General features: G+C 71.3%; 9 protein-coding genes. 7 read left to right on the plus strand and 2 right to left on the minus strand.

The annotated features are described in order from the left end of the window. The first annotated feature begins 36 nt into the window (after positions 1 to 36). The 7 genes from phnD (at position 37) to IEW13_RS17770 (ending at position 9,199) form a co-directional block, all read left to right on the plus strand. A complete protein-coding gene (phnD, locus tag IEW13_RS08075) occupies positions 37 to 1,008 on the plus strand; it encodes a phosphate/phosphite/phosphonate ABC transporter substrate-binding protein (RefSeq protein WP_188550445.1) in 972 nt (323 codons plus the stop codon). A gap of 1 nt (position 1,009) precedes the next feature. Beyond that, positions 1,010 to 1,870, plus strand: coding sequence for a phosphonate ABC transporter ATP-binding protein (gene phnC, locus IEW13_RS08080; protein WP_188550446.1), 861 nt, complete (start codon positions 1,010 to 1,012; stop codon positions 1,868 to 1,870). Continuing rightward, positions 1,867 to 2,670: a phosphonate ABC transporter, permease protein PhnE gene (gene phnE, locus IEW13_RS08085; protein WP_188550447.1), complete on the plus strand. Its 804-nt coding sequence runs from the start codon at positions 1,867 to 1,869 to the stop codon at positions 2,668 to 2,670. The genes phnC and phnE (IEW13_RS08085) overlap by 4 nt, the downstream gene beginning before the upstream one ends. Continuing rightward, positions 2,667 to 3,491, plus strand: coding sequence for a phosphonate ABC transporter, permease protein PhnE (gene phnE / locus IEW13_RS08090; protein WP_188550448.1), 825 nt, complete (start codon positions 2,667 to 2,669; stop codon positions 3,489 to 3,491). Before phnE (IEW13_RS08085) ends, phnE (IEW13_RS08090) begins: the two co-directional genes overlap by 4 nt. Then, complete coding sequence (locus tag IEW13_RS08095; protein ID WP_188550449.1) at positions 3,484 to 4,353, plus strand: MurR/RpiR family transcriptional regulator; 870 nt, start codon at positions 3,484 to 3,486, stop codon at positions 4,351 to 4,353. The genes phnE (IEW13_RS08090) and IEW13_RS08095 overlap by 8 nt, the downstream gene beginning before the upstream one ends. Before the next feature lie 108 nt (positions 4,354 to 4,461). Beyond that, entirely contained in the window at positions 4,462 to 6,054 is a 1,593-nt protein-coding gene (locus IEW13_RS08100; protein ID WP_229745006.1) for a hypothetical protein, read from the plus strand. A gap of 295 nt (positions 6,055 to 6,349) precedes the next feature. Beyond that, positions 6,350 to 9,199, plus strand: a complete 2,850-nt coding sequence (locus IEW13_RS17770; protein WP_188550450.1) for a LuxR C-terminal-related transcriptional regulator — start codon at positions 6,350 to 6,352, stop codon at positions 9,197 to 9,199. Here IEW13_RS17770 and IEW13_RS08110 read toward each other — a convergent pair. Both IEW13_RS08110 and IEW13_RS08115 read right to left on the minus strand, forming a co-directional pair. Then, positions 9,123 to 10,793, minus strand: coding sequence for a chitinase (locus tag IEW13_RS08110; RefSeq protein ID WP_188550451.1), 1,671 nt, complete (start codon positions 10,791 to 10,793; stop codon positions 9,123 to 9,125). The genes IEW13_RS17770 and IEW13_RS08110 overlap by 77 nt on opposite strands. After that, on the minus strand, positions 10,790 to 12,865 hold the full coding sequence (locus IEW13_RS08115) for a glycosyltransferase family 2 protein (protein ID WP_229745029.1): 2,076 nt from the start codon (positions 12,863 to 12,865) through the stop codon (positions 10,790 to 10,792). The genes IEW13_RS08110 and IEW13_RS08115 overlap by 4 nt, the downstream gene beginning before the upstream one ends. Between the last annotated feature and the right edge of the window lie 199 nt (positions 12,866 to 13,064).

The following is a 13,064-nucleotide window of genomic DNA, read 5'->3' on the forward strand; positions in this document are numbered from 1 at the left end:
CGACGACCCCGCCACGCCATCCCACGAAGGAGCATCATGTACCCCATCCGCCGCATCGCCGGCCTCACCGCCATGAGCTCGGCCCTCGCCCTCGCGTTCGCCGGCTGCGCCCCCGCCGCCGGGGACGGTGACGCCTCCGGAGGCGAACGGCCCGATCAGCTGACCCTCGCCCTCGTGCCCTCCCAGGACCAGGACGGCCTGGTCGAGACCGCCACGCCGATCACCGACCACCTGACTGAGGCGCTCGGCATCGAGGTCAACGGCGTCGTCTCCCGCGACTATCAGGCAGCGGTCGAGGCAATGGGCGCGGGCCAGGCGCAGATCGGTTTCCTGCCCTCCCTCCAGCTCTGGCAGGCCCACGACATGTACGGCGCCGAGGTCGTGCTGCAGACCGAGCGCGACGGCAACATCACCTATCCGGCCCAGTTCATGACCAACGACCCGGACGCCTACTGTGACGACGAGCCCGTCGAGCGGGACGGCAAGCTGTTCTGCAATGGCGCCGATGCGATGCAGGGGCCGGCGGGTCTGGATGCCATCGATCGGGTCGCCGGGGCACGCGTCTCCGTCCTCGGCCCGGGCTCCCCGGCCGGGTACATCTATCCGATCCTCGCCCTCCAGGAAGCCGGTGTGGACACCGACGCCGATATCCAGCAAGTGCCCGTGACCACCAACGACGCCTCCGTTTTGGCGGTCTACAACGGCGATGCCGAGGTCGGCTTCAGCTTCTGGGACGCACGCGACATCATCGGCGATGTGCCGGACCTCGGTCAGGAAGTCGTCGTGTTCGCCCTGACCGAGGAGATCCCGAACGACGGCGTCGCCGTCTCCGGTGATCTGACGCCGGAGCTGCAGCAGGAAATCACCGATGCCCTGCTGGATTTCTCTGCGACCGACGAGGGCCGGGAGGCGCTCGAGAGCGTCTACAGCATCACCGCCCTGGCTCCGGCCGACCCTGATTCGCTCGACGTGGTCGCCCGCGCTGCCGAAGCGCTCGGACTCGGCTGAGATGACCTCGGGCGCGAACGGTTCCGCCGCTGTGCCAGCGGCGGAACCGTGGGGCATCGAACTCAAGGACGTCACCGTACGGTACCCCGATGGCACGCTCGGGCTGAATGGCGTCACGTTAAGCATCGCCCCGGGTGAAATGGTCGCGATCGTTGGCCTCTCTGGCTCCGGCAAGAGCACGCTGATCCGAGCGATCAACGGCTTGGTGCCGGTCACTGCCGGTGAGATCGCCGTCGGCGGTCACCGGGTGGAAGACGCCGGCGCCCGCGCGCTGCGGCGGCTGCGCGGCGAGATCGGCATGATCTTCCAGAGCTTCAACCTGGCCGGCCGCACCTCCGTGCAGAACAACGTCCTGGTGGGCCGGCTCGCGCATACCCCCGCCTGGCGCACGCTGCTGGGCTGGTACCGCCCGCGCGACCTGGATCTGGCGCACCGTGCACTGGCCCGGGTCGGCATGCTGGAAAAACTGTACAACCGTGCCGATGCGCTCTCTGGTGGTCAGCAGCAGCGGGTGGCGATCGCCCGGGCGCTGGCACAGGAACCGCGCGTCCTGCTGGCCGACGAACCCGTCGCGAGCCTGGACCCGCCCACGGCGCACACGGTCATGCGGGACCTCTCCGCGATCAACCGCGACCTGGGGATCACCGTGCTGGTGAACCTGCACGCGCTGGACCTGGCCCGCCGCTACGGCGTGCGCCTGATCGGCATGCGCGCCGGCACGGTGGTTTACGACGGCGCCGCCACCGGGGCCGGCGACGATGTCTTCGAGCAGATCTACGACCGGCCGATCCGCGCTGAGGACCGGGTTGCCAGTATCACCGGCGAGATCGGCCGGGACGCGTCCACGGGAGAGCCGGAATGAGCACGACTGCCGGGATCGTGCTGCCGCCGAGACCCTCCGGGCGCTGGCGACGCTGGGCAGGAGCGGCCCTGGTCGCGGCGATTACCCTGGTCACCCTGCTCCCGGGCATCGGGATCGGATTCGAGCTGACGTCCCTGCTGGAGAACTGGCGCAACGGCGCTGAACGCATCGGTCGGCTGCTGGTCCCGGACTGGAGCTTCTTCCCGCGCACCGTCCGGCCTCTTCTGGAGACCCTGCAGATGGCGGTGATCGCCACCGCGGTGGGCGCCGGATTGTCACTGCCGCTGAGCTTCTGGGCCGCGCGCACCACCAATCCGGGCGCGGTCGGCCGCGGCATCGTGCGGGCAGTGCTCAACACGGTCCGGGCGGTGCCGGACCTGCTGTACGCCGCGATCCTGGTGGCCATGGTCGGCGTCGGCGCGCTGCCGGGCATCCTGGCCCTCGTCCTGTTCAGCGTCGGCATCATCGTCAAGCTCGTCTCCGAGGCGGTGGAGGCCACCCCGACCGGTGCGCTTGAGGCCGGCCGGGCCGCAGGGGGCAGCCAGGCGCAGGTGATCCACGCTCTCGCGCTTCCGGACGCCTGGCCGCCGTTCGTGAACCAGACCCTCTACATGCTCGAGCTCAATGTTCGCGCTGCTGCCGTGCTGGGGCTCGTCGGCGCCGGCGGCATCGGACTGCTGATCGACCAGGTCCGCAGTTTCTATCGCTACGACCAGATCGCGCTCATCATCGTGGAGCTCGTGGTCATCATCATCGTCATCGAGGCGGTCAGCGGCTGGGCGCGCCGGAGGCTGGTATGAGCACGGTCCGGTACGAGACGGCCGCGCTCTTGCTGCCGCCGGCACCCGCCCGCTGGCCGCGACGCCTTCTTGCCGCGGGCCTCACCGGCCTCGTCGTCCTCGCCTTCTGGTCCGCGGCCGTTCCCTGGGAGCGCCTGGCCGATCTGCCCGGGGAGTTCCTGCGCTACCTGTGGCTCATGTTCTCGCAGCCCAACTGGGAGAAGCTGCCCGACGCCATGCTGCAGACGTGGCGCAGCATCGCCATGGCCTGGGTCGGCACGGTGCTGGGCGTCATCGTCGCCACGCCCCTGTCCTTCCTGGCCGCCGGCGGCCTCGGCCCGCTGTGGCTGCGTGCCCCGCTCCGGGGACTGTTCGCCGTCATCAGGGCCGTCCCGGAGATCATCATCGCCATCATCATCCTCTCCGTGACCGGCCTGACACCGCTCACCGGAGCCCTGGCCCTGGCCGTCGGTGGCGTGGGGACGCTGGGCAAGTGGGGCTACGAGGCGATCGAGTCCGCACCCACGGGCGCGGCACAGGCAGCGCGCGCCGCCGGCGGCGGCACAGCGCAGATCGTGCGCTGGGGCGTGTGGCCCCAGGTCTCGGCGGACTTCCTGTCCTTCTGGCTCTACCGCTTCGAGATCAACGTCCGCGCCTCCGCCGTACTGGGGCTCATCGGGGTGGGCGGCATCGGCGATATGCTGGCCAGCTACACCCAGTACCGGGACTGGCCGACGGTCGGTGTGCTGCTGATCGTCGTGGTCATCGCTACGATGACGATCGACGCGCTCTCCTCCCGCGTCCGCCGCCGCCTGACCGAAGGAGCCCGCCGCCGTGCCTGAGGAACGCGCCCAGAACGCCGGGCCCTCTACCCGGATCGCCACGCGGCGCAATGCGCTCGGTGCCACGGACCTGAGGATCGCCGATCTGCTGCTCGAGCGCCCGGCGGACGTGGTCGAGATGACCGCGCAGCAACTCGCCGACGCCGCCGGCGTTGCGCGCAGCAGCGTGGTGCGGCTGTGCCAGGCACTCGGCTACCGCGGGTTCCCCCAGCTCCGGGTCTCCCTGGCCACCGAGCTGGCACAGCGCTTCCCCGACGAGCCGCAGGAGCCGGAACCCGGCGAGGGGGCGCTGGCGGCCATGCGGCGCAGCATCGCCGGAACCGGCCGGCTGCTGCCGGAACTGACGGCGATGCTGGACCGGGAGCAGGTCGAGGCGGCCGTCGGCGCGATCGCCGGCGCCCGGCGCATGCTCGTCCTGGCCACCGGCCTGTCGAGCCCGCTGGGGATGGATCTGGCCATGCGCCTGACCGCGCAGGGCCGCCCGGCCGAGTACGTGCATGACGGACTCGCCCAGCAGATCGCTGCGCAGGGTCTCCAGGCCGGCGATTGCGCGGTCGCCGTGAGCGCCAGCGGCGCCAGCAGGCCCACAGTGGCGGCAGCCCGAGCGGCGGCCGATGCCGGAGCCGCGGTGGTCTCGGTGACGTCCTTCCAGGGGTCTCCACTGGGGCAGATCAGCACCCACGGTCTCATCGTCGCCGGGGCCGGGAGTTTCCGGGATGAACTGGAGCAGACCTCCCGGGTTCCTCATGCGGTGTTCCTCGAGGCACTCGTCCGCGCCGTGGTGGAACGCCGTGGCGGCGCCTGGACCCGCGCGAGGGTCTTCGACGCGCTGGGCGAGCACCTGGTCGACGACGCCGACTAGTGACGCCGACTGGTGCGGCGCGGCCGGATGCGCCGGCGGGCCCGGGACGGGGCCCGCCGCGTGTCCGTCCGTGCCGGCAGCCCGTCCGGCACGTAGCCTGGAGGCACTGTGAGACTGCCACCTAAACCCGCCGCCGTCCTGGCCAGTGCCGCCGCGGCCGCACTGCTCGCCGGGGTGGCGGCCTGCCAGCAGGACACCGCCCTGCGGGTCGAGTTCGCACAGGAACCGCGCGGCGTGATGACCGCCGATGACCCTGTCCGCGCCGCGCTCGCGGCCAGTTACGCCGGCTTCGATCTTGCCGAGGCCGCGCTGCTGTTGCCGGCCGGGGCGTCCGGGGAGCAGACCGTGGAGTTCGCCCGGGTCGCCGAGGAAGCCCGGCTTCCCCTGCTGATCGACGGCGCCCCCGATGGCGACGCCGCGGAGGACAGCCACCCGGATGATGCGGGGAGCACCGCGCCGGGTACCGCCGCCGAGGAACTCGAGCGGCTGGGGACGACGACGCTCATCGTCCCCGAGGGGACCGAGGACGGCGCCTGGCCCGGGGGCTTCGAGATCGTCGGAGTGGACCCGGCTGACCTCGCCCTGCCCGTGCTCGACATCGGACCAGGCAGTGCGCCCGTCCATCTGCTACTCGACCCGCTAGGCGCCCCCGCGGCGGATCAACCTGACGGCAGCGCATCCGGCACGGAGGGCGAGAACGGCGAGGCCGTCGCCGTGACGGTGGCACGGGCGAACGTCCTGGCCGCGGGCGGGCAGGACGCCGAACTGCCCGGTGGTGACCCTCGCCGCGACGGCGGCACCGTCGCGACGGCCAAAGAACTCGAAGACCGCAGCGTCGTCGCCATCGGCCCGTCCTTCGGTGCGCCGGAACAGCTCCAGAACCGCCTCACCACCGCGGCGACCGTCCCGGAGCTCCCCGGCGGCGGGCAGCTGGCCTTCCCCTCCCGCCGGATGGTCGCCGCCTACGGCTCGCCCGGGGTGCCCTCACTCGGCGTGCTCGGAGAGCAGGACGTCGATGAAGCCATCGCCTTAGTCCAGGACTACGCCCGGGACTACCAGCAGTACAGTGACGAGCCGGTCGTGCCCGCATTCGAGATCATCGCCACGGTCGCCTCGGCCGTCGCGGGTCCGGACGGGAACTACTCCACCGAGATCGACCCGGAGACCCTGCGCCCGTGGGTGGACGCCGCCGGGGAGGCGGGCGTGTACGTGGTGCTCGACCTGCAGCCCGGCACCACCGATTTCCGCACCCAGGCCATGCTGTACGAGGACCTGCTGCGCGAACCGCATGTCGGCCTGGCGCTCGATCCGGAATGGCGGCTGGAGGACGGCCAGCGGCACATGGAGCAGATCGGCTCCGTCAGCGCAGAGGAGATCAACCAGACCGCCGACTGGCTGGCGAACCTGGTCCGGGAGCACGAGCTGCCGCAGAAGGTGTTCATCCTGCACCAGTTCACCCTCAGCATGATCACCGAACGCCAGGACGTCGACGCCTCGCACGAGGAACTTGCCGTCACGCTGCACGCCGACGGCAACGGCAGTCCCGGGGCGAAGATGGAGACCTGGAACCGTCTGCAGGAGGATCTCCCGGACGGTATCTGGATGGCCTGGAAGAACTTCATCGACGAGGACGATCCGACGTTCACGCCGGAGCAGACCTACGAGGTCGAGCCGAGGCCCTGGTTCGTGTCCTATCAGTGAGCGTCGCCCCGGCGATGAGGGGCCGGACGTCCCCGCGAGGGTGATGTGCCGCCGGGCGGTGCGTCTGGGCGGAAAGCCGCCCCGATGAGCGCGGGCATCGGGCCTGGCTGCGCCGGGAAGGCGCCGCGGCGGCGACACGCGGGCTGGCGTGCCCGGGAAATGCCACTACGTAGCGCTCGGATGTGGTATGCGTATAAACCCGTAGGTGCGGCTCTATCCCCGGTGCATGGCCGCGCTCTACACTCCTGGAGGGTGCGTGCGGCGCGTGGGTCCGCGCCCGAGGGGCGGAGGGCACATGGCGGCACCGGAGGTCACGGGGCGTGATGCGGAACGTGCGCGCCTCCTCAACGCGATCTACGCCACCGATCCGCGCAACCCGGCGTGGTGCCTCATCGAAGGCGCTCCCGGCTCCGGCAAGACCACGCTTCTGCGCGAGGCCTCGCGCCGGGCTGCCGAAGCGGGCTTCCTCGTCCGGGAGCTGACCGCCCTCCCCGGCGGCGGGACCCCTGCCAGGCGCGCGGCCACGCTGCTGCGGGACCCGCGGCCGCTGTGCCTCGTCGCCGACGATCTGCACACCATGAAACCGGAGCAGTCGCGTCTCGTGGCCGCGCTGCTCGAGGCGCACCGCGCCGGCTGGCCCGGCTCGCGCGCTTTCCTGCTCCTGGCATCGGCCGGCCCCTCTCCCGACGAGACGACGATGGCGCTGCGCACGCACGCGGATGCCGCCGGCACGCGGCTCGTCATCACCGGGCTCCCTCTGGCGTCACTCGCCCGCGTGCTGCGCGATCACGGCCGCCCGGCAGAGGACGAGGAGCTGGAAGCCCTGCATGAGCGTTCCGGTGGCAACCCCGGCCTCGCGCTCGCGGAGATCGGGTTGCGCAGTGACCCCGAACCGGGGATCGTCGCGATGCTGGACGGCCTGGCCGAGCTCCAGCGGGCGATGGTGGAGACCTTGGCGCTGGCGCGTGACCGGAAGACGCCGTGCGCCGTCGCCGAGATGGCCTCCGGGCTGCTGGGGCGGCCCCGCCCCAGCACGGCGGAGGTCGAGGCGATCGTCGAGGTGTTGCGTCCGCTGCTGGACGGCGACGGCGAGGATCTGCGGCTCGCCTCCGGCCGGTGGCGCGAGGTGATCCGTTCCAGGATGAGCGATGACCGCCGCGTGCGGCTGCACCAGCTGATGGCAGAGCGGACCTCCGGTCTGACCCGGGCCCGTCATCTCGTCGCCGCTGCAGGACCGGGCCCCGATCAGGCACTCGCCGCGGACCTCGAAGCGCAGGCGCACGCCGCGCTCCAGGACGGCGACTACGCCGGTGCCTGTGATCACCTGCTGCTGGCGATCAGCGTCAGCGCCCGGCCGGATCTGCCCCGCCGCGTCGCCCACGCCAGCTACCTGATGGCGATCTCGGAGCGGCCCGCCGTCATCGGCGAGCTCATTCCGTGGATCGGGGTCTTCGGCGATTCACCGATGGCGGACTTCATGCGGGCGGGCATCGCCTTCTTCCAGGGCCATCTGGGAGAGGCCCGCAGGCGGCTCACCGTCCTGCTGAAGCGCAGTGCCAGCACCGTTGCGCCGGCCGCCGGCGACGCTGTGCCGGCCGCTCACGACACCGTGCCGGTCGCCGATGACGGTGGCACGGACGGCACGGACGGCACGGACGGTGGGCATCGCGCCACGGCCCCGGGCAGCCTGAACGACCAGAACACCCCTGCGGGCCCGGCCTGTGAGCACAGCCCGGACGGCGCGGATCCGCTGCTGCGATGGCGCATGCTGCTGCTGATGGCCGTCGTGGAGAGCGCCGACGGGGATGAGCCGGCGGCCTTCCGGTTCACCCAGGAGGCGATGAGCCTGAACGTGGTGCCCGGCAATCCGGTGGACGCGGCCCTGGACCGGGTCCTCACCATGCAATGGGCGTACGCGCTGTGGGGCGCCGGGCGCCTGACCGAGGCCTTCGCCGTCCTGGACGGGTTCCTGCGCACGGACACCGGGACCGCCGAGCATGTGGACGGTCGTTTCCTGCGCGGTTATGCCCGCTTCTACGCCGGCCGGACCGCCGAGGCCCTGGCCGACATGCGCCGTGCCGCAGATGCGCCGCGCAGGTTCCTCGCCCCGGCCCCGCTCCAGCGCGGCACGGCGGAACAGGCCATCGTCGAGTTCCATACCGGCCGCTGGGGCGATGCCGTGCTGCGGGCGCAGAGCGTGCTGGACATGGCCCGCGCCAGCCGTGATTGGCGCGGCGTGGCCAGTTCGCACGCCGTGCTGGGCATGGCCGCGGCAGCCCATGCCGACGAGTCCGGCGCGGTGGAGCACCTCGACTGGCTCACGCATCACATGTCGACCGCCAGCCTGCTCCCGCGCGTCAACGCGGTGAGCGCCCTGGCATGGGTCGCCCGGCTGGCCTCGGACCCCGAGCACGTGCTCGACGTCATCGGCAGGCTGAGCACGAGCGCCCTGGTGGCACTGACGGATACCGTCGGGCTCGTGGCGTGGCGGGCCCTGGAGATCGAGGCGCTGATCGATCTCGGCAGGACGGCGGAGGCGGAGCGGCGGTTGCAGGAGTTCTCCGCCCGCCTCCGCACCCATCCCGGCGCGCCCCTTCCGCATGGCCACCCGGCTGCGCTCCGCGGCGCGCTGGCACTGGCCCGCGACGACCCCGCCGCGGCCCGCTCCGCCTACGAGGCCGCCGCCGGCCTCTCCGCGGAGTTCCCCTACGCCCAGGCCCGCGCGCTGCACAGCCTGGGGCGCGCCGACCGTGTGCTGGGGGACCACCCCGGGGCCGACGCTGCTCTGCGCCGTGCCAGGGACATCTTCGCGCGGCTGGGCGCCGTCCCGGAGCTGACCGCGGTGGAGAGCCGGCTGCTCTCCGTCAGCGGCAGGTACGCCACCCTCACCCCGCGCGAACGCGACTTCGCGTATCTGATCTCCCAGGGCCGCACCAACAGGGACATCGCCGCCGAGCTGTTCGTCTCGGTGAAGACCGTCGAGTACCACGTGTCCAACATCCTCACCAAGCTCGGCCTGCACTCCCGGCGCGATCTCTGGACGGCCGCCGCCGTGACCGCCCAGAGAGTCACTCCGCCCGGTCCGGTGTCTCATCCCCGGGCCCGTCCTGCCCGGCCCGCAGGTCCTCGATCTCCTCAGCGGTGAGCGGCGCCCACGGCGATCCGTCGGGGTCCACCGCGGTCACTTCAGGGCTGTCGCCCTGCGTCCACCACTTGGCCTCGTACGGCGTCCCGCCGAAGAGTATCCGGCTGCCTTTCTCGTAGATCTCCGTACCCGACCACTCGGGGTACACCCCGGCCGGGAGGGTGGGCGCCGCAGCCGGCTTCTCACCGGGGAGCACCGGTCCGACCAGCTGCCACGGGGTGTCCCACAGATCCAGCACGGGGTCATCCGGAAGTTCGCCACGGGTCCACCATTTAGCCTGGTACACATTGCCGCGCCAGACCACCTTGGTGCCCTGCAGATAGGCGGCGTGCTCGGACCAGATCGGATAGGGGCTGGTGGCCGGATCGTCGACGACCGGGGTCGCGGCTTCCGGGTCCGGGCTGGTGACGCCGTCGGCCGCCTCGGCCGCCCGGCCGGTGAAACCGTCGGCGAGCAGCGCGGCGAAGGTCTGCTCACCCTGGTCGATGCCGCTGCAGGCGTCGGAGACGCGCCTGACGTCCGGGTAGTTCGGCCCGCAGGTCAGGTCGCGGTTGAGCGACCACATGGACATCCGTCCCAGGCCGGTGCGCACGGCGAAGGCGTTGAGCTTCTCGGCGGCATCGAGGTCGAAGATCTCCCCGGGCACGTCGTTCTGCCCGATCATCGGCGTCGCGCCGATCTTGCCCCACAGCGCGGCCTCGCCCAGCGGGGTGCCCTGGCGTTCGTAGAGGATGCCGAGCTGCCGGTGGGTGGAGCGCAGAGCCTCGGTCGAGGCGTCCAGCATCGACAGCGAGCCGCGCGATTCGCCGTAGTTCATCGTCATCACGTTCACCCCGGCCAGATCGGTGCCGGAGGCCAGCATCGCGGTCACCAGGTCGGTGCCCTCCGTGGTCAGGCCCGCCGGCGTGACCGGCAGCGTCAGCCAGACCGCCAGCGGCTTGCCGGCCGCGCGGCGCTCGGCCTGCAAGGCGGCGATCGCCTCGGCACGCAGCTGGACGCTCGCGGCGTCGGACAGGGCCGGTCCCTCGATGTCCAGATCGATCGTGTCGAGATCGTACCGGTCGACCACCTCGCGGTAGGCGGCCGTGAGCTCCTCGGCCGAGTCGCAGACGGTCGCCAGCTCGTGGTTGATGGCGCCGCCGAAGGACACCACGACGCCGGCGCCCTGCTCCCGGATCCGTGCGATGCGCCGGTCCAGGTCCAGCGCTGTGGCCGCCTCGTCCAATCCGTGCACGGTGCCCCAGGTGGGCACGCACGAATCCGCTCCGCCGGCGACGATGAAGGACAGGACGACGTCATGCGCCCGTTCCGCGGGAGCCGCCGGGGTCTCCTCGGCCAGCGGCTCGCCCTCCCGTGCGGTGAGCTGCCGCGCGGCGGCGCCGGCTTCGAAGGCGTACCGCGGCGTCGCCGTGACATCGACATAACCGGCGAACCACCGCGGGCTCTGCCCTCCGGCACGGGCTTCGTACATGCGGACTCCCAGGAATGAGACGGACACCAGCGCGGCCAGCATCAGCGCGGCCAGCACGATCCGCACGACCGACAACCGCGTGGACCGGCGGCTGCCGGCCGGGATGAAAGCGGGGATGCTCATCGTTCTCCTCCTGCTGAGATGGTGTCGTGCGTGGTCCCACCCGGCACGGCGGCCGGGACCGGGCCCGCGGCCTGCAGGGCGGGCGCGGAGGACTCGCCGAGCGGCCGGTAGCGCACCGTGCCCTCGTCCAGCACCAAGCGCCAGTCCAGTTCCGCGGGCCCCGCCTGCGTTGCTTTGTCCCGGTGCCGCCGGCGCCGGGAGACGTCCACGTAGAACCAGGCCCGCCAGCCCAGCGCGGTGTCCACCACCGCGTTCCACACGCCGATGTAGGCCAGGAACGCCCATCCGCCCCAGAAGGCGTTGAATGCGGCGAAGGCGGCATTGCCCCAGTTCTGCTGCAGCACGTCACGCCACAGCGTCAGCAGCGAGAACGCCACGATGAGCACGGGCGCGACGGCGTAGAGCCAGGGAGCCGCCGTCCGGTCCTTCACCTTGGGCGTGCGCGCGAACGGGATCTTCTCGCCGGTGAGTGCCTGCTGCAGCGATTTGAGCACTCCGGCCAGGTTGACCGGCAGCAGGATCAGGTTGAAGCCGTAGATCCGGAAGATGTCGGTGAACCGGTATCCGCAGGCGCGCAGGTCGGCGCCCATCGTGAGGAAGTACGGCAGCGCGGCGGCGAGGATCAGCGGGCTCAGGAGTCTGCTGTCGTAGGGATACGCCAGCAAGAAGATCAGCCCGACGCTCGCCCAGGCGATCGAGGCCATGTAGTTCACCCGCAGCAGGATCTCCAGCACCGGGACACTCTCTCCGCGCCGGCGCCGGTGGTGCAGCTGGCGCCACAGTTTGGGCAGGATGAGCAGACCGCCGTTCGCCCAGCGCCGTCGTTGCACCACGAGGGAGCCGAAGTCCGGCGGAGTGGCGCTGTAGCTGAGCCGTTCCGGGTAGTTCGTCAGCGTCCAGCCGTGGATGCCCAGGTCGATGCTGGATTCGGTGTCCTCGATCACGGTGCGGTCCTGGACGAAGCGCTGGACGAACACCCCGTCCTCCCAGCCGCGTTCGGCGATGTCTTCCAGGGCCGCGGTGCGGATCACGGCATTGGCCCCGACCCAGAACGTGGCCCCCGAATGCGTCATCCCCTGATGCAGCAGGTGCTGGATGTCCGTCGTGGCACCGGCCAGGCGCTCGATCCGGCTGCCTGCGCCGCGGAACGAGGAGTACGGCGTCTGCGCCACCGCGATGCGCTCGTTCCCGGGGCTCTGCAGGAGGTGGACCAGGCGGAGGCAGTACTCCGGAAGGAGCAGGGAGTCCGCATCCAGGGTGAGCACGAAATCGGCTCGCGGCACCACCAGATCGGCCGGCTCGTCCGGTGACGCCGGCACCAGCAGCCTGCCGCCGGCGGTGTCCTCGATCCGGTAGGAACCGCCGAGCAGGCCCAGATAGGCGTTCAGGTTCATCGCCTTGTTCGCCTCATGGGACAGGGAGGCGTACTGCTTCCGCTCGAAGGAGGCCAGCCGCGCGCTGAAGGTTCGGGCGAGCCGGTGATGCAGCTGCCTCATCCGTTCCGGATCCGGGAGCTCCTGATCGTCGGCGGCCAGGCCCAGCGCCGTGGCGGTCATGTCCAGTCCGGCGGCCAGGCGGCCGATGACCTGATCGGCGAAGAACTCGTCCACGTGGTCCGTCCGCGGCTCACAGGCGGCCATCCGGCGCAGCCACCGGGCTGCCCAGGCGTAGTGCGCCGCCAGGGTGCGCACCTGCGCCTCGGTGACCTGGGGTTCTTCGGCCAGGGCCATCTCGAACACCACGAGGGCGTCTCCGAGACGTGTGCGAGGCTCGTCCAGCGCCCGCTCGATCTCGGCCGGGATGTCCCGGGTGCGGGCCAGCCGCGCCTCGACCTCCGCTGCATCCGGCTCGGGCGGATCGTCGATGAGCAGGACCACCGTCAGGTCCGGGTACTCCTGCAGTGCGGCCGACCACAGCGTCTGCCGGACCACGGCCGGCTCCTCCGCGTAGGAGGGGACGAGTACCGTCATCGGCGGCTGGTGCTGTGCGAAATGGACGTCCAGTTCCTTCCGCGGAACCCGCCGGTGGCTGCGGAAGCGCAGCAGCGAACCGTGCCGCGCGAAGAGATACATCAGCGCGGAGAACGTGAGCATGGTGACGACCAGGAGGTACGAGCCGGCTTCCATCGTGAAGCGGAAGCTCTGCGCTCCGTTGTCCAGGAACTGGCGCAGCACGGTGGTGACGACGTAGGCGGCCCAGGACAGGATCGTCACCACGATGGCGAGCCGGCTCATCGCGATCCTGCGGGAGCTGGGACGAGGATGCTCGACG

Source organism: Sediminivirga luteola, from assembly GCF_014639315.1.
GTDB lineage: Bacteria > Actinomycetota > Actinomycetes > Actinomycetales > Brevibacteriaceae > Sediminivirga > Sediminivirga luteola.